The organism is Calothrix sp. PCC 6303 (assembly GCF_000317435.1).
In the GTDB taxonomy this organism is placed as follows: Bacteria; Cyanobacteriota; Cyanobacteriia; order Cyanobacteriales; family Nostocaceae; genus PCC-6303.
Genome location: NC_019751.1, coordinates 1,668,667 through 1,686,777 on the forward strand (window position 1 = coordinate 1,668,667; position 18,111 = coordinate 1,686,777).

Here is an 18,111-nt window from a genome sequence, read left to right on the forward strand (position 1 = left end):
TCTGATACTTTAGATGCATCTGAGAGCTGAATGTTTCTGGTTCAGTTGTTTTCATCAAAGTCTTCGCACTGTGGAAACCCCTGCATTGATGCATGGGGATAAGATATAGGCGAATTTATAAACCCTGATCATTGGCGTGATCAACCCAGAAATTATTAAATTTGTTTGGGTTGTTGTTGAGAAAACATCCTAACTCAGATTCATACTCCGGAAAACCTATCCTCAAAATACATCGCAAAATAACTTTACTACTTTAGCAATTTAAAATTCACGGAGAAAGGGAAAGGATTAAGGGTTACGAATATTTGGTTAGGGGTGACTACATTCTTGAAGTCGTTTTTAGTGTATCACATTACACTAAGCTCTTTTTTGTTTAATTTATCCGGAAAATTATTACTTCCTTAGGAATAATTAAATGGTAGATGCACCCTGATAACTCATTTCCCTAGTTGGCTTAAGCTAACTAGGGTTTTTTTCTTATTTATTAATTACTAATATTGCTAATGCTTACTTAGTTATAAGTATAGTCTTTGCTTAAAAAAAATTGCAAATTATCCGGAAGTTACCGAATGTAAGTAGAACAATTAAGTGGTAGATGCACCCTGATAACCCACTCCCTTAGCCGATTGCCATCAGCTGAGGGATTTTTTTGTGGTCAGCGAAATTCATACTTAGATCTAAGTGTTATTTTATCCGGAAGTTACCGAATGTAGGTAGAACAATTAAGTGGTAGATGCACCCTGATAACTCATTTCCCTTAGCTAATTGATTTTGGCTGGGGGATTTTTTTTGCTGGTAAATGTTGAGATTTAGTCTAGGTAGTGTTTTATCCGGAAGTTACCGAATGTAGATAGAACAATTAAGTGGTAGATGCACCCTGATAACTCATTTCCCTTAGCTGATTGATTTTGGCTGGGGGATTTTTTTGCTGGTAAATGTTGAGATTTAGTCTAGGTAGTGTTTTATCCGGAAGTTACCGAATGTAGGTAGAACAATTAAGTGGTAGATGCACCCTGATAACTCATTTCCCTTAGCTGATTGATTTTGGCTGGGGGATTTTTTTTGCTGGTAAATGTTGAGATTTAGTCTAGGTAGTGTTTTATCCGGAAGTTACCGAATGTAGGTAGAACAATTAAGTGGTAGATGCACCCTGATAACTCATTTCCCTTAGCTGATTGATTTTGGCTGGGGGATTTTTTTTGCTGGTAAATGTTGAAATTTAGTCTAGGTAGTGTTTTATCCGGAAGTTACCGAATGTAGGTAGAACAATTAAGTGGTAGATGCACCCTGATAACTCATTTCCCTTAGCTGATTGATTTTGGCTGGGGGATTTTTTTTGCTGGTAAATGTTGAGATTTAGTCTAGGTAGTGTTTTATTAAAATAGCTTCAGCAGTTGTGAGAGTAAACAAATGCTTGGTTTCGATGAAAACTATCTGGTAATTATGATTCTAAAAATCGCCTAAGTAGTATTTTATCCGGAAGTTACTGAATATGGGTAGAACAATTAAGTGGTAGATGCACCCTGATAACTCATTTCCCTTAGCTGATTAATTTCGGCTGGGGGACTTTTTTACTGGTAAATGTTTTGATTCAACTGTGAGTAGTGCTTTGTCCGGAAGCTAGTGAATGGGACGGGAATAATTACACTGTACACAGATTCTGATAGCTCACTTCCCTAGATGAATAAAATCTAGGAGTAGTTCCCTTATATATCTTGAGTTTTAAAATATATACTTAGATATTAGAGAGAATACATCATAACATAGTTTGAGCGATTAGTTTGGAATAGGAATAAAATTTTATTAATTCCGATACCACTGTTGGCAGATTTGTCTGGAAGATATCACCTTTTCCTGTTTCCCTGCGTTGAGGGTATGCTACGCCTAGAAAGGCTAGCACTCAAAGGGAAACCGCTATCAAGTTTGCCGCAGGCTAATGTGTGGCATTTTTGCGAAAATTAGATGCTGTGGATACTTATTGTTGAATGTCACCCTGAATACTCTTTGTTAGCTTTACGCGATCGCATTAACTAGAAAACAGCTAACTTACAAAGACTCGAAATGCTTATTTTTCGCTTTGAGGTCTATTATACATAACACATTACCATTTTTTAAGATTTTTTACCATCATGCGATCGCACAATTAATTGACATCTTCCCCACCTTACTTCGTTGTACCTTGGTTCTGCGAAGCAGTAGGTGGGGATGCCAAAGATTACTCTTTAAATCACTTGAAAAGACTTAACTTCTAAAACAGACCCAATCATGGCAGTTGTCATCACATCTTCGCGGACTTGCCCTGTGACTTCAACTTTTTGTCCAGCTTTGAGTAGACTTTTGTCGGCACCTCGTAAGATTTCGTAGGTTGTGCCATCATCGGTAACAAGTGCCCAAGCACCCATACCAATATCTCGGTGTTCAATTTTTCCGGTAACTTTAGTTGACATGAACTTTAGGTGGTAAATGGAATATGGAAAAATCAAGGATTCTCTATTCTTTGTTTGTAACCACAAAGTGTGCTAACACAAAGCACAGCATTGCATTTCCAACTAAGAATAAACGAGAAAAAATATTACTTCCTATACCCCAAACTGCGGGATCACTGATGGAACTAATACCTAAACAAGCTGCCATTCCTAAGGATGTACCGATGGCGAACCATTTCCATACAGGATGCCCTAATAATAGTGCCATTAAACCGAGGGGGATAAGGACGCTGGCAAATATGGGGTTAAAAGCATCGGTTCCTTGAATAGCATTACCAAGTTCGGGGATAGAACTACCGAGGATGCGGAAGGGGAATTGGGGGATATCAAAGATGTAGATACCTTTGAGGAAGAATAAGCCTGAACTGCCCATAATTAAGCCGGAGGTTAAACTCCAACCCCAAGTAGCAGGGAAGTAAATCCTTAAAAACCAAGCTAAGGCATAGGAACCCAAAACCATAAGTATCTTAGGTATTAAAGCCACTGCACCACCATCAATCCAAAAACCGGGGTTGAGGTAGCCGTTATCACGTAACCAGCGGAAAAAGTCTTGGAAGCTGATTTCTCCTTCAATTGCCCGTTTAACTGCGGCTTCGGCGTTAAGTTGCCCAGCACCGTAGTAGTTGAGGGAGTCATCGTTGATGGGACGGGCTGATTGTTGGAGGACTGCTAAAATCTTGTCAGGATCTTTGACTTCTGTGGCTTTGATGAGGGCTGCAACCCCAGCGACGTGGGGGGATGCCATACTGGTACCTTGTAGTCCTAAGAAGGTTTCTTCTCCCTTATTATCCATATCGATGGTTTCTTGGAGGATTTTCCCAGCATCGCTACCACCAGGGGCAGAGATATCAACTCCCGCACCATAGTTAGAATAGTTGGGCTTGAGTCCATCGGGACCGAGGGCTGAAACCCCAATTACATGGGGATAGCGTGCTGGGTAAGAAGCACCATTTTGACTTTCGTTCCCGGCGGCGGCGATAATAACTACACCCTTTTTGTGGGCGTATGCGATCGCTTCTTTCATCAAACTGCTTTCACCACCACCGCCTAGGCTCATATTAATTACATCTGCACCGTTGTCTGCGGCGAAACGGATAGCTTCGGCAATGTCGGCTACTGTACCACCACCGTAGTTACTTAGCACCTTCAAGGGCATGAGACTAGCTTCGTAGGCGATTCCCGCGACTCCATAGCTGTTGTTGGTGGATTGAGCGATGGTTCCGGCAACATGGGTACCATGTCCATTATCGTCGGTGGCTTTCTCGCGGTCGTTTACAAAGTCGTAACCTTTGACAAATTTGGTTTCTACTAAGTCCCGTACTTGACTAATTCCGGTGTCGATGACAGCAACTGTCACACCTTTACCTTTGTTTTGTTTCCAAGCGCCTTCAACATTGATATTATGCAAATGCCACTGTTTACTGTACAAAGGGTCGTTGGGAGCATTCAATTTGGGCTGAAGTTCTGCTTCTTCCTCTAGTTGTGGTGGACTATATTCTGCTTCTCTGGCAATTTCCCCCAATTTGGGAATTTTGTATATGTAGTTAGGTTCGATATATTCGGTATCTTTGGCAAAGACTGATTTTCGTAATTCCTGAAGTCTGTTTTTATCACCTTTGACAATATAGACGTGATCTTTAGCCGAAAATTTATTATCTAGTTGGGGAGTAACGTTGTACTTCGTTGCGATCGCATTTAACTCATTCTGTAATATTTCTTGAGGAATGCTTTCTTTGAAGTCCAGCAAAATTGTCTCAAATTCCCCATTGGCTGCTAATCCCCGGACATTGATAAACATTGTCAAGGCAAAGCCCAATCCCAGTGTAAATAAGCAAGTTAGTATTAGCCTTCTCATATCAACTTATTATTAGTGAAAGCCAGTTGTTTACTAAACATAGCTTATACCTACGCAAGTTGACAAAACTGGGGAATCTGTTAAGAATCTTGAGTTTTTTATTTTCTAGTTGATTACTAAAATTTATGATCCACGGTTTATTATGGTTGCCTTTACTGGTGGCATTTTTCTGGTTAGCCCGTCAAGGTGCGAAGGAATATCAAAAAATTGAAGCATATCGAGTTTGGGCTGAACAGTTCGAGCGGGCAAAGTACGATATCTACGCCGTTTTAGGGCAAAAAGATGACCTGATTACCTGGGGAAAGCCCACAACTAAGGAGATGGTAGATCTCAAAAGTTTTTCCTTGAAGGATGTGGAAAATATCCATCTTTTGGTGGATGACAAGATGATTGATACGGAAAACCTTCCACAAAAAGGAAAAGCGATCGCTTTGGAGTTTTCTTTGTTAGAAGAAACAAAATCGGTGCGCGTTCCTTTTACGGAAATACCCTTAGCAGCACAGTGGACTAAGTTTTTACAACAAGAACTTGAGCGAGTTAAGGCTACGTCCTAAGAGGTTGTGTTATTGATTGCTGGGGAATCAAACCCCCAGATTTTGTTAAAAAGGGGATTTCTCCTGACTTGTAAGTGAGTAGTGAGTAGGGGAAAACCGCTTACATACTACGATGGTGAAAAAATTTTTTCATCGTGACTGCCTCCTGAAAGAATCTACATTTCTGGATATGCATGAGAGACAAAAGGAACTTCCACCACTTCCCCCTGACTTTCCCCAACTTGTACCTGCAAACCCACAGTTCCCGCTTTGCTGCGAATATAACCAAGTGCGAAATAACCATCAGTGGTTTCCGCAAAACTAGTGATGACACCAACTTTCTCCCCGTTTACTGTCACTGCTGTTCCTACTTCCACGGGAGCATTTAACCGAATTCCCCAAAGGTATGTTTTCACACCTTTATATGTGTTCAAGCGGGCGATGGTTTCTTGCCCAATATAGCAACCCTTACTAAAGGAAACCGTTTGCCATAATCCTACTTCCAAAGGGTTATAATCATCAGTTAATTCCTGTTCGGGAACTGGACGACCTTGGGTAATGCGTAATATTTCCCAAGCTTTTTGGCTCATTTCCACTACACCCATTTCCACAAGTTGGTTCCAAATGGCAGTTTTATCTTGATTAGAAAAAGTTAAGGTGTATCCAGGTAAAGCTAAACCACTACCAACTGCAATTCGTACAACTTGATTCGCACCATGTAAATTGTATAGTTGGTGACTTCCCTGGGGTTTTCCAATTAATTCTCCCCCCGCGATTTTTTGGATTACTGCATCACTATCAGTTCCAATTAAACTCAAAGTGCAAGTGGTGGAAGATATATCCAGCAATTCCACCTTGTCGGCAAAGAATATGTATTTATCCAACCATTTGTAGAGAAATTCGCAGCGATTTGGAGATGTCAGTAGAATAACTTCGTTTTCTGATACATAAGCTGTTACTAAGTCAATAGTCCTAGCGGTAGAAGTTACAAAAACAGTATCACAACCTTCCCCAGGTTTGAGACTTTGAAAATCGTTGGTACTTTGGTTGTGAAGGAAACGCAGACGATCGTCACCTTTAACTTGAATGCGTCCCCAGTGAGTGCGATCGCATAAAGCAACTTGAGTATATGCTGCTTGAATAGCTGCTGTATCTTGGGGATTAATGGTGGATGGTGGCATAGTTTAAAAGTGGCTATTTTTAAGAATCGCGTCTACAGCATCAAGAGTCTATTCTAGATTTTAAAACCCTATGAAAAATATTACCGCCAAAGCAGAATCAAAATCCTAAATAATCCGTCATCACGATCAACAGCCCGTTTAGTGATAATCAGTGAGGATGATTGATCTATGTCGTTCAAACCTTTAAAATTTCTATTATTTGGAACTATTGGTTTATCTTTGTGCTTAACAAACTCTGCTGTGATGGCTCAGTCTACTAACGGTAGTGATGTTGTAGTCCCGACGACATCAGATGGTGGTAATTATCCATCTGGAAATACCGGAAGTAACTACCCATCTGGCAACATTAACACCTCATCTGGCTCAACTAACGCAGATAGCAACGCTAGATTTGCTTGTCAACAGCAAAACGGCGAATACACCGTTATGTATCAGCCCCAAAGCCGTCCAGGACAATTTTATGCTTGGGCAACTCCCCGGACGATGGGTGGTGGTTGGGATACGGCACGTCGTTGTCAAACAATTGCCCAACGCCTTGAATTATACCGTCGTGATGGTTTGCTAGAACTGCAAACAGGTGTACAAAATAATCAAAATGTGATTTGTGCTACCACCGAAGCCAACTCCGGTTGCCGCATTGTTCTTACCATTCCACCCGAAAAAGACCCCTACACTGTCCGCAACAGCGTTTTCCAAAATCTAACTACTGCTGATAGTGGAGAACAAACTTTTGGTGTTAGTACCTACACTAATCGTCGTGCTGATGGTAGCGAAATTGAACAAATATATAATGCTGGTCAGTCAATATTTGGTGGTAAAAAACGACCAGTTTCATCATCTAAATCTCCCATTAGCCTCAAACCATTCCTAGATAAAGCAGATGGTGGTACTGCTACCAGCCTGAAAAATGGAGTCCGCATCAACCGTTCACAAGTTAAACCTACAAGTAATCGCCTCAACCCCGACAAATTCCGTTAATTAATTGAAAACTATTCAGAATTGATTTTGAAGACCTCAGCTTTTGGGAAAAGTTGGGGTTATTTTTTTTATTCAATCTAAAATGTAGGGACGTAATACATTGTCTCTTCCCAGCATTTCAAAACTACGCAAAATATTTTTGATATAGCGGTTTTCAGATGAGTCAAATATGTTGATCTTGCTCCCCTTCCCTTGCTTTTAAGGGGTTGGGGGTTAGGTCGGCGTACTGGATACAACCGAAAAACACTATGATATCGAATCAGAAACGCCAAAAAAACAGTTATTTTTTACTGCATAATGTTAACAATTGTAAAAATGACCGATTAAACACTAGAAACATTGATTGTAGCTAGCTAAACTAACAACAAGAATGTTTGTACTGTTATCCCGATTCAAAAAATGTTTGCAACGCATTCAGAATCTGAGACTAGATATATCGCGTCTCTACAAAATTCATCTGTCGCATTCTTTTTTAAAATTGGTATTAACTCAAAAAATTAAAAAAGTGTGGTTTTTCATCTTCGATGATTCCTATCCAACTTACTCTGAAAAATTTCCTTAGTTATTGTGATGCAACAGTTGATTTTCGTGGTTTGCACACAGCTTGTATTTCGGGTTCCAATGGTGCTGGCAAATCTTCATTACTAGAAGCAATGACTTGGGCTGTGTGGGGTGAAAGTCGAGCCGCAGCAGAAGATGATGTAATCAATACTGGAGCAAAAGAAGTTCGAGTTGATTTTGTTTTTGGGGTAAATCAACAGGTTTATAAAGTAATTCGGACTCGTCAGCGTGGTGGTAGCGGTGGGTTGGAGTTACAAATAGAAACTCAAAATGGTTTTAAAGCAATTACTGGCAAAGGAATCAGAGTAACACAGGATTTAATTCTTCAGCATGTGAAGCTGGATTATGATACGTTTATTAACTCCGCATATTTACGTCAAGGACGAGCGGACGAATTTATGTTGAAACGTCCTAGTGAGCGGAAAGAAATATTAGCAGAATTATTAAAGTTAAATCAGTACGATGAATTAGAGGATCGGGCAAAAGAGCGATCGCGTAATTGCAAAGTTAGGGGTGAAGAAATTGAAAAATCCCTAGATGCAATGCAAAATCAACTGCAACAGCGAGACGCGATCGCTCAACAAAGGGTAGATTTGGAAACTGAACTAAATCAGCTTCAGCAAACACAACAATTTGACCAAATTCAACTCCAAAGTTTACAGGTTGTCCAACACCAACGGCAAAATTGGGAAGAACAATTAGGATTCGTGAGGCAGCAATTTAGCCATCTGAATCAAGATTGCGATCGCTTAAAGCAAGAAAAGCTAAATCTGCAAACACAATTGTCGGAACTAGAACAAATACTCACCCAAGAATCAGAAATCAAAGCTGGGTATTCACAGTACCAAAAGCTACACACCCAGGAAGAAGAACTATCTGCGAAGTTTCAAAAATACACTCAAGCTCAACAATTACGACAACAACAACAACAAAAGCTCAATCAACAAATTCATGCTCGTGAACGTCAACTGCAACAAGCACAAGCACAACTAGAAGCTTTGCAGCAACAAGAACGGGACGTACAACAAACCCTGGGGAAATTACCAGAAGTAGAAGCAGCTTTAGAACAATTGGCAACTGCCAGGGCAAGGTTAATTAACTTAGATGAATTGCAAATGCGGGTTACGCCAATATTACAGCAACGCCAACAATTACAAAGTCAATTAGATCGCGCCCATGCTAGTTTAGCAGCCCGCTTGGAACAGTTGGTAAATACTGAAAGTAAGCTGAAACAATCATCCCAACGTCAACCCCAACTCCAACAAGCAGTGTTAGCAGTTGCCACCCAAATTCAAGAATTGGAGAAAACACGGGTTTACCTGCAACGAGTCCAAGAAAAAGGACAAGAACGTCGCCATTTTATCGAGCGTCTCCAAGCACAGCAACGTGAATATGAGCGGTTATTGGGGGAATTGGAACAGAAACTGCAAATGTTACGAACTCCTGATGCAGTTTGTCCCTTGTGTGAACGTCCCCTAGATGAACACCACTGGAATCGAGTTATCAAAAAAACCGAAACAGAGTATCACGACACCGAAGGACAGTTATGGGTATTTAGGGAACAAATGGCGGTTTCTGACCGAGAAATTCAGGTTTTACGGCAGGAATACCGGGATATTTCTCAAAAATTGACCCCCTATGATACCTTGCGTGAACAACGGGGACAATTAGCTGCACAGTTAGAATCATCAGGGGATGCAGAAGAGCAGCTTCAGCAATTGGCAAGGGAAAAAGAACATTTAGAACAAGCTCTGTATTTGGGAGATTATGCACCCCAACAACAGGCTGAGTTACGACAACTAGATGAACATCTGCAACAACTCAGTTACAGTGAACAGGATCACGCTTTAGCCAGGAATGAAGTTGAAAGATGGCGTTGGGCTGAAATTAAACAGGGGCAAATTAAGGATGCGAAGAAGCGTCAGGCACAGCTAGCAGCAAGGAAACCAGAATTGATAGCCCAAATTGCTGAGTTGGAAGTGCAAATTCAAAAAGAAGCCACCGATTCCCAGTTAGCTGTGGAAATTGCCACCTTAGAAAGCCAAATCACAGAAATTGGTTACGACACCAGCCAACACCAAAATATTCGTGTGGCAGTACGTAATAATCAAGGTTGGCAGCTTAAGTATCAACAACTACAAGGAGCGCAACAACAGCATCCTCAATTGATTAAGCGATCGCATGATTTGCAAACCTCCCTAGCAGAAAGAATTAGCCAGCAAAAGGAACTCCACAACCAAATTCAGGCAATCATTTCTCAACTACAGCAAACCGCCAACCCCATCGCCCAAATTCAAGCCCTAGAACAACAAATTTTTTCCCGTCGCCGCCAACTTGACGAATATTTGGCACAGTTAGGACGTTTGGAACAACAAGCGCATCAGCTAGATACACTCCAAATCCAATACGCGCAAAATCTTCAAGAACTCCAAGAAAATAAAAAGAAACACCGTATTTACCAGGAGCTATCCCAAGCATTTGGTAAAAATGGTATCCAAGCATTGATGATTGAAAATGTACTTCCCCAATTGGAAGCCGAAACCAACAAGCTTTTAGCTAGATTGAGTGCCAACCAACTACATGTACAATTTATTACTCAAAAACATGGGCGTAACGGCAAGGCGACCAAGAAAAATACTAAATTAATCGATACTCTCGATATTCTCATCGCCGATGCACGGGGTACAAGGGCTTACGAGACATATTCAGGAGGTGAAGCCTTTAGAATCAACTTTGCCATTCGCCTTGCCTTGGCGAAACTCCTAGCACAGCGAGCCGGTGCAGCCTTGCAGTTATTAATCGTGGATGAAGGCTTTGGTACCCAAGATAACGAAGGATGCGATCGCTTAATCGCGGCAATCAATGCCATAGCCCCCGACTTTGCCTGTATTCTTACCGTTACCCACATGCCTCACCTCAAAGAAGCTTTTCAAGCAAGAATTGAGGTGAATAAAACCCAGCAAGGCTCACAGGTTCGCTTGGCGGTGTAACTCTTAATCCCCCCCTATATGCTGCATATCAACCTCACGGGACTCAGAACATCGACTGTGAAGGCGATCGATAACTCGTTTCACCGAAATCCTCTTCCACTGCTGACCTCGCTTAGTCGTGTAACTATTTGCATTTAACCAATCGGCAATCTGCTGTAAAGATTTGCCTAATTCGTGCTGTTCCCGAATTAACTGAATCACAGTCTGCTCTTTAGGATCGTCAACAAGTTCGCCATTCAACGAAATTTGACCAAATGGTGGTGAGCCGTAACCCGCATAGCCACCCAGAGCAGCCTTTTTTTGTCTACCTTTCTCTAGCCGTTCCCAGATACTTCCTTCTTGGGAGTTATCCGCAGTCATTTTTCAAGTCACTATTAAGTTGCGATGTTATCTTACCCTAACCTTTGGGCATAAATACGTATATTTCGATGTAATAAGGCAACAAACAGGTCTAACACCTATGTCACTACTTAGACATACAACTATATATTTTGAATATATTTTGAATTTCAATCGAAATTAGCCTAATTTGGTAATTTAATTGACTAATTTATTTATAAGATCAGCCACTCTATAGATGAGTAAATTTCCCACCCCTCTTCTCGAATTTAGTCTGTTGGCTTAACATAGCTTAATGTCTAATCAAATTTGCATTTAGACTTGTATAAAAGATAAAGTGAGCGAATTTATTTTGCTAGAGTTCAGATTGTGAGGAGCATGATAACTTGTAAATGACTAACTTTAGGATAAATATAGACTTAAGCCTCCAACATCATCAAAATGAAACGAGGATATCCATTCAAAAACATCTTAGGGGACTTGGCAAACGGTAAACTAGGCATTATCTACCTTGGAGTTGATAAATTCCAACTTGAAGAGGGCTATTCTAATGGAAGAGAGAATTATTTTGATTTCTTTCCCCAACCCAGTAAATGTCCCCAATTCGGCAACTGTCATAGTCAATTCTTCAGTTGGTAGCCCAGCGGTTACACTTCCCCGAACAGCCCATACACAAATATCAAAATCATAGAAGCTAAATACAGGAGCCAAACATCATGGAAACCCAATCTTCAGAGGTAAAAGTGACAGAAATCAATAACGAAACCGGAACCATAACCACAATTCAAGCATCACAACCCCAAGACGAACTGGCAAAATATGGGGAAATGGTTTCCAACTTTCTTGCTTCTCTGCCTGAGTACTTAGGAACTATTTTTAATAAATACAAGCAGCCTCTAACCGTAGTTGGTTTGATTGTGGGAGCGATTGTCACCCTCAAAGTCGTCTTAGCAATCTTGGATGCTTTAAATGATATTCCTTTAGTAGCACCAACCTTTGAATTGATCGGTATTGGTTACTCTGCTTGGTTTGTCTATCGTTATCTGCTCAAATCTTCCACCAGAAAAGAGTTAACTACCGAAATTGCCACCTTAAAAACACAAGTTGTCGGTAAAGGTAATTCTTAGGCTGAGGTATCAAACTTCATCCATAACAAGTTTGTAACTTCTACTATCTGTCATTAAAGAACAAAAACCCTACGAACAACACTCGTAGGGTTTTAGATTAAGGAGATTTTCAAGGAGATTAGGGACTTCCAATTAAAACAAGTCGCAATATCCGCTATCGCGGGAAGCAAGCTACGCAATTCGTAATACCCTTGCGACGTAAGGTAGACACTGCATCGACTTCAGTCCTCCGGAGAAGCAAGCTACGCAGAGTCGCATAAGCGGCTGGCTACGCCTACTCATAATCTGGAGTTATAAACTAGGATTCTCAAAATAGACGAGGTTTAATTATGGAACCTTGACAATGTTGGGAGAATTAACTGGTTTTATTCTCCCCATTTTTACTAAAGCCTGGTGTACCATAGCTGCAACTTCAGCCCTAGTAGCTTCACGGTTAGGAGCAAATGCTTGGACATCAGGATAGTTTACTACCATCTTGTTTAGAGCTGCGATCGCTACTTTATCTGAAGCATACTTGGGAATATCCTTAGCATCTTTGAAAATGCCAATAGTCTTATCAGCAGGAATCGTTGGTGAACCTTTTAACTTTAGTCCACTAACCAACGACACCAGCACCTGAACACGGGTGATTTTTTGATCGGGTTTAAAGGTTTTATCAGGATACCCTTTGAGAAAACCAGAACCAATGGATTCGTTAATATCTTTAATTGCCCAATAACTTCCTGGTACATCAGTAAAGGCTAACTGATTTGCACCAACTTTTTCATTAAAAGCCCGCTGTAATATTGCCGCAAATTCGGCACGAGTAATAGGTTGATTGGGACGGAAGGAAGAATCTTCAAAACCCTTAATAATATTGCGCGACGAGAGCACATCAATAAATTTCTGTCCCCAAAAATTAGGCGGTAAATCAGTAAACCCCTTCGCCGGAGGAGTCACAGGCATTTTCGCTACCGGAGATGCCACCTTAAAAGAGCTAGATGGTGAGTTTGTCACCGATGGTACCACCGGAGTTAATGATGGCTCAACTACAATTGGAACCACAGGAACTAAAGGTGGGAGAATCACTTCTGGAAGCTGCTGATTGCTTGGTTTAATTTGCTCAAGTTCTGGATTTTCAGAGGGACTTGAAGGTAAAACCGATGGCAACTTGCCAGAATCAACCAAAGGATTGAGATTCGCAGCAGGTTTGACTGCGGATGTAGGTGCTGGAGACAAAGATAGCAAATCGCTAAAGTTCCAACTCGAACTCTTACGAGAAAAAGACCAGAATAGAATTGCTCCAATTGTGGCAAATGCCACGAGAACACCCATAAACTCATCAAAATCCAGGCTGCTTCCCCCGCGTGAATTGGGGTCTGTTGGAGGTGTATTTGTCATTCTTATTACCCTGAAGCAACTAAGGTTTATTTGCTAGTTAACTACGCCACAGTTGGCTATTTTGTCAAGGGAACACCAAAAATAAATTATCCCAGATTTAGGACTAGCTGCATCAGTCACAAGCATTTTTTTAATACTTAAATAACTTTTATACCTTCCAACTAAATAGTTCAGTGTTGAAAATTGTCGTTGTGGGGAGTGAGTAGTGAGTAGCTAATAGTGAGTAGAGGTAAGCGAAAACATTTGGGGTGGCTGTGCCTCCCAAATAGTTTTCAAGAAGTTAGGTTTATTTCTGCCTACTTGTTTATTTGGCTTAATATCTAATATCTAATATCGCTTCATTGCCCGTTGAATATCGCGCTGATCTTGTCGGCGTTTGAGATCTTCACGCTTATCGTGAAGTTTTTTACCTTTACCCAGAGCAAAGCTCACTTTGACTAAACCGCGTTTAAAATACATCTTTAAAGGTACAAGGGTTAAGCCTTGTTGTTCCACTTTCCCAACGAGTTTGCGAATTTCTTGGCGGTGTAATAGTAGTTTACGGGTACGCCGAGGTTCATGGTTAAAATATTCGCTGCTTTGGTTATAGGGTGAAATATGAACGTTGATCAGCCATATTTCTCCATTCCGAATTAGGGCATAGCCGTCTTGGAGGTTAACTTTTCCTGCCCGAATAGACTTTACCTCAGTTCCGACAAGTTGAATTCCAGCTTCATAGGTTTCGAGAATCTCGTACAGGAAGCGGGCTTGCCGATTGTCAGTAATAACTTTAAATCCTTCGCTGTTATCTTTCATCAACTAATTTTATCTCCCATATCGAATAATGTTGACGCGTCTTAACTAGTAGTCTGTCTTAAATTGAATCCCATAGAAAACTATTTTAACTCGACTCTATTTGTTGATTGTTGCTGTTCCAATTTTGCCAAAGTAGAATCAAGCCTTGCAGCACAACAACGAGGCTTCATCTAGGGAACAGCATAAATCAAGCAAGAATGCACTAATTGGTCATTTTCTAATGTCCGTTACCAAAACTGTTACCAGGATTCTCTGTGATGCTAATGCTTATATCTTTATATGTAGTTATGCTTCTCACATTACTCTGAAAGTCGTGGATTTTTTTGCCACGGCTTTTTATTTTCAAGGAGTGGTGGATTTTTCCAAAAATCTCGTTACCAAAACTGTTACAGGACAGTAGTGACCCAAAGATCGGATTTATCATTGTAAGTAGTCAAGATCCTCACATCACACTGAAAGCTGCAAAAAACTATTTTTTGCAGCTTTTTCTTATAGGCGTTTGACGCTAAAAGCGATCGCTATTTCAAACAGACTTTTTATATGCTGCCTCACCTTTGTTGACAAATTTTAAAGTAAATGCATCTTGATATTTCAGATTCGGTTTGAATACTCCAACCTTCACCATCTTGGCAAAAAACGATTGCCATCGCTCCTGACTCATTGCCCCAATTCCTAGCTTCTGTGCATCTCCAGATAGAATCACGCCATATTCTTGCAACTTTTGCAAACCATATTTAATTTGCTCGTCGCTCATTTCTGGATTATCTTTTTTAATTAATTTATTCCCTGGTTCGGGATTTTCCAAGTAGCTGTACCATCCTTTGATGGAAGCATCCACAAATCTTTGAACCAAATCGGGATTTTTATCAACTAGTTCTTTCTTAGCTTCAATTGTAGTGGCATAGGTAGTGTAATCATCATCTGCCAATAAAAACACCACAGGTTTAAATCCACCCTGTTTTTCAATTGCGAAGGGCTCAGATGTAATATAACCCTGTTGGGCTGAGGTTTTATCAGCTAAAAACGGTGCTGGGTTGAAATTGTAGGGACGTTTCTGCTCATCGGTAAATCCGTACTTAGCTTTCAGTAGGGGATAATAAGTGACATTAGCCCCAGCACCAACGTAAATTGGCTTTCCTTTTAAATCAGCTAGGGTTTTGACCCCAGAATTGGGATGAGCAATTATACATTGAGGATCTTTCTGAAAAATTGCCGCGACGGTAATTTTAGGGATTCCCTCAGCAATAGCATTAATTGCATCAATTCCTTGTCCCATAAAAAAATCCACTGCACCCCCCAGTAACAACTGAGTTCCGCTAGGAATCTGGGGTCCTCCCATTTTAATGGTTACATCTAAGCCATAATCTTGATAGATGCCAGTAGCGATCGCTTGATAAAACCCACCATGTTCAGCCTGTGCTAACCAGTTTGTTCCAAAACTGATTTTATCCAATTTTTTCTCAGTATTTGTGGTTGTCTGTTTTTGCTGAGTACAAGCTGACACTATACTACTACCTAAAAACAAAGAAGCATATTGAATAAATTGGCGACGGTTGAGATGATTACCTATTGCTAAATACCTTGTCTTCATATAATTACAAGTAACTACAAGTTTTATAGAAAAACATTGTATTCTTTTATTCCACTATTCGCTCATCAATAACCTCAGTGCCGACTTTAACTACCTTGTTCATTTATACTGAGTTATCGTCTTTTAACTCAACCTCACCGTACATTCTAGGATCAACTTCTGATTAACTAATGAATAAGGTTGAATTTCTAATGCCTGACGAAATGCCTTCATCGCTTGTTTATATTGTCCCAATGCCGCATAACATAAACCCATGCCATGTAAAGCACCAAAATGATGGGGGTTAATTTGGATAACTTTTTGACAATCTAACAACGACTTTTTGTAGTCACTAATTGTGTAATATAAAAATGCTCGCCGATTCCAAGCCTCTGCAAAGTCTGGTTGAATCTCAATTAGTTTACTTAAAACTACCTCTGCTTCAGTAGTTTTACCAGCATCCAATAGCTTTTGACTACGGTCGATCATTTCTAATCCCTGTACCCCCTTTTGCTGAAACCAAATTCGCCAAAGCTTTCTAGTCGCTTGCTCCCGAACAGATTCATCCGGGTTTTTCAAATCTTCAAGTAATGAATTAATAAATAAAGAATCCATGAATTTAATCTTGGGAATAGTTGGTCTAATTTAAATTTTGCACAGAATCATTTATAAATTTACCTGTTTCTTAACTCTTAAGTGTTTAACTTCTATCTCAAAGTACACAATTGTCATATTTTACTTTTGTAATCAGTAATACTATTGACAAAGTTTAAAGACACAAAGCCAAGGATACTGGTAACTATACCTATCCTCTTAGAAGAATAAACTATTGTCGCTAAATAATCACAAACAACACAAATACTTAATCGAAAAATAATAAAATTCCAACAATATCAAAATAAAAATAAAGTTTTTGAGATTTCATTTGAATTTTATTTCTTATTAAAAGAATCAAGACTCAGGAATACTTTCCAGGTTGCGTTGTACACAATCAAACATGTGTAATCCAAATTTATGTGATAGTTCTTCGCATACCTTCACCCCACGGACGCTGTTACCCCGTGAATCTAACAGTGGTGAAAATACGGCAATCCCCATATATCCGGGAATTACGGCGATAATTCCGCCGCTAACACCACTTTTTGCCGGAATCCCGATTTTATATGCCCATTCTCCAGCAAAATTGTACATTCCACAGGTGTACATCACGCTGAGAATATCCTTAATGTAGGTACTATCAACTGCCTTTTCCCCCGTTATCGGGTTAATCCCTCTGTTTGCCAAAGTTGCAGCCATGACTGCTAAGTCACGACAGTTGACCATGACTGCACATTGTTGAAAGTATAGATCTAAAGCTTCTTCGATATGGACATCAATCATACCAAAATTCAGCATCAAATGTGCCATCGCCCGGTTGCGGTGTCCGGTGCTGCGTTCGGAGGTAAATACTGAGATGTCAACGAATACATCATGCCCTACGTAGCGGCGGTACATGTCTAATAAGCGGTTGAGACGTTCGGTTGCACCTGTACCCTTGATTAAACTCGTTGTAGCGATCGCGCCTGCATTTACCATGGGATTATAGGGTCGTTTGGACAACTCATCCAAGATAATTGCGTTGAATGCGTCTCCAGTGGGTTCCACTCCCACCCGCGTCAACATATAATCTCGACCCCTATCTTCCAAAGCTAACCCATATACCAAGACTTTTGATATAGATTGGATGGTAAATAGGTGAGTGCGATCGCCTACTTCGTAAACCCTACCATCTGCCGTCACAATACAAATACTAAATAATTCCGGATTCACCTTAGCTAGTTCAGGAATGTAGTTGGCAACTGTACCATCACGCAGCGATTTATACTTATGATACAATTCCCCCAAAAACTCCTCAAAGCTTGATAAACCTGTTTCTACATCTCCTGCGTTTTTCATGAATTTATTAGCTGGTTCTCAAAATAAAATACTTCGGTTTGGTAGTTAATTATTTAGCAAGCCTGATATAGGTTAAAAATTACCAATAAATATCAAAGGTTTGATCCTTCGCTCTAATCATAAGCTTTAGCTGTTTCAGCATTTGACTCACATCAGCAGTTTATTATTTAAACCCTAGATATTTTGGCAATATATTTTGGCAATATTTATACTACATTTATGCTTTCGGTAATTAACTACTATTTCGATTACCACATTTAGCTGCCTTTCACAATCAGTAATCACAACAAAAATTTTATTTACTCTGGTAAATGGTGAAGCCTAAATAACTCAGTACAAGGGAGTATACAGATAATTTTTGGTTCAGACACACGAGCAAAC

At 40.2% G+C, this 18,111-nt stretch carries 15 protein-coding genes; 5 read left to right on the forward strand and 10 right to left on the reverse strand.

Annotation, left to right across the window (positions count from 1 at the left end):
* Positions 1-2,222: 2,222 nt before the first annotated feature.
* Both CAL6303_RS06850 and CAL6303_RS06855 read right to left on the reverse strand, forming a co-directional pair.
* A complete protein-coding gene (locus tag CAL6303_RS06850) occupies positions 2,223-2,447 on the reverse strand; it encodes a DUF5818 domain-containing protein (protein WP_015197119.1) in 225 nt (74 codons plus the stop codon).
* Between the two features lie 43 nt (positions 2,448-2,490).
* Positions 2,491-4,341 (reverse strand): DUF5942 domain-containing protein, encoded by a 1,851-nt coding sequence (locus tag CAL6303_RS06855; RefSeq protein ID WP_015197120.1) that lies wholly within the window; start codon positions 4,339-4,341, stop codon positions 2,491-2,493.
* 125 nt (positions 4,342-4,466) lie between these two features.
* Here CAL6303_RS06855 and CAL6303_RS06860 point away from each other — a divergent pair, with 125 nt between their 5' ends.
* Positions 4,467-4,895 carry a hypothetical protein gene (locus CAL6303_RS06860; protein ID WP_015197121.1) on the forward strand — a complete coding sequence of 143 codons (429 nt, stop codon included), beginning with the start codon at positions 4,467-4,469 and terminating at the stop codon, positions 4,893-4,895.
* A gap of 155 nt (positions 4,896-5,050) precedes the next feature.
* On the opposite strand, the gene CAL6303_RS06865 is transcribed toward CAL6303_RS06860, so the two are convergent.
* Complete coding sequence (locus CAL6303_RS06865; RefSeq protein WP_015197122.1) at positions 5,051-6,055, reverse strand: YgfZ/GcvT domain-containing protein; 1,005 nt, start codon at positions 6,053-6,055, stop codon at positions 5,051-5,053.
* A gap of 168 nt (positions 6,056-6,223) precedes the next feature.
* Between CAL6303_RS06865 and CAL6303_RS06870 the strand changes: the two genes are divergently transcribed.
* Positions 6,224-7,033: a COP23 domain-containing protein gene (locus CAL6303_RS06870; RefSeq protein WP_015197123.1), complete on the forward strand. Its 810-nt coding sequence runs from the start codon at positions 6,224-6,226 to the stop codon at positions 7,031-7,033.
* A 524-nt stretch (positions 7,034-7,557) separates the two neighbouring features.
* Complete coding sequence (gene sbcC / locus CAL6303_RS06875) at positions 7,558-10,584, forward strand: exonuclease subunit SbcC (protein ID WP_015197124.1); 3,027 nt, start codon at positions 7,558-7,560, stop codon at positions 10,582-10,584.
* A 3-nt stretch (positions 10,585-10,587) separates the two neighbouring features.
* Here the strand turns inward: sbcC and CAL6303_RS06880 are convergent, their stop codons facing one another.
* Both CAL6303_RS06880 and CAL6303_RS06885 read right to left on the reverse strand, forming a co-directional pair.
* A complete protein-coding gene (locus CAL6303_RS06880; RefSeq protein ID WP_041739187.1) occupies positions 10,588-10,944 on the reverse strand; it encodes a recombinase family protein in 357 nt (118 codons plus the stop codon).
* Between the two features lie 474 nt (positions 10,945-11,418).
* Positions 11,419-11,634, reverse strand: a complete 216-nt coding sequence (locus CAL6303_RS06885; protein ID WP_041739189.1) for a hypothetical protein — start codon at positions 11,632-11,634, stop codon at positions 11,419-11,421.
* Between the two features lie 5 nt (positions 11,635-11,639).
* On the opposite strand from CAL6303_RS06885, the gene CAL6303_RS06890 reads away from it, so the two are divergent.
* Positions 11,640-12,050 carry a CAAD domain-containing protein gene (locus CAL6303_RS06890; RefSeq protein WP_015197126.1) on the forward strand — a complete coding sequence of 137 codons (411 nt, stop codon included), beginning with the start codon at positions 11,640-11,642 and terminating at the stop codon, positions 12,048-12,050.
* A 327-nt stretch (positions 12,051-12,377) separates the two neighbouring features.
* Here the strand turns inward: CAL6303_RS06890 and CAL6303_RS06895 are convergent, their stop codons facing one another.
* Together CAL6303_RS06895 and smpB are read right to left on the reverse strand one after the other, a co-directional pair.
* The gene (locus CAL6303_RS06895) at positions 12,378-13,430 is read right to left on the reverse strand and encodes an S-layer homology domain-containing protein (protein WP_015197127.1); all 1,053 of its coding nucleotides are present in this window, start codon (positions 13,428-13,430) and stop codon (positions 12,378-12,380) included.
* Between the two features lie 327 nt (positions 13,431-13,757).
* The gene (gene smpB, locus CAL6303_RS06900) at positions 13,758-14,225 is read right to left on the reverse strand and encodes an SsrA-binding protein SmpB (RefSeq protein WP_015197128.1); all 468 of its coding nucleotides are present in this window, start codon (positions 14,223-14,225) and stop codon (positions 13,758-13,760) included.
* A 220-nt stretch (positions 14,226-14,445) separates the two neighbouring features.
* Between smpB and CAL6303_RS30240 the strand changes: the two genes are divergently transcribed.
* Positions 14,446-14,625 carry a hypothetical protein gene (locus tag CAL6303_RS30240; RefSeq protein ID WP_015197129.1) on the forward strand — a complete coding sequence of 60 codons (180 nt, stop codon included), beginning with the start codon at positions 14,446-14,448 and terminating at the stop codon, positions 14,623-14,625.
* A gap of 123 nt (positions 14,626-14,748) precedes the next feature.
* Here the strand turns inward: CAL6303_RS30240 and CAL6303_RS06905 are convergent, their stop codons facing one another.
* The 3 genes from CAL6303_RS06905 to glsA all read right to left on the reverse strand — a co-directional run bounded on the left by CAL6303_RS06905 (position 14,749) and on the right by glsA (position 17,730).
* A complete protein-coding gene (locus CAL6303_RS06905) occupies positions 14,749-15,816 on the reverse strand; it encodes an ABC transporter substrate-binding protein (RefSeq protein WP_015197130.1) in 1,068 nt (355 codons plus the stop codon).
* Positions 15,817-15,939: 123 nt separating this feature from the next.
* Entirely contained in the window at positions 15,940-16,410 is a 471-nt protein-coding gene (locus CAL6303_RS06910; RefSeq protein WP_015197131.1) for a tetratricopeptide repeat protein, read from the reverse strand.
* A gap of 336 nt (positions 16,411-16,746) precedes the next feature.
* On the reverse strand, positions 16,747-17,730 hold the full coding sequence (glsA, locus tag CAL6303_RS06915; protein ID WP_015197132.1) for a glutaminase A: 984 nt from the start codon (positions 17,728-17,730) through the stop codon (positions 16,747-16,749).
* Positions 17,731-18,111: the final 381 nt, after the last annotated feature.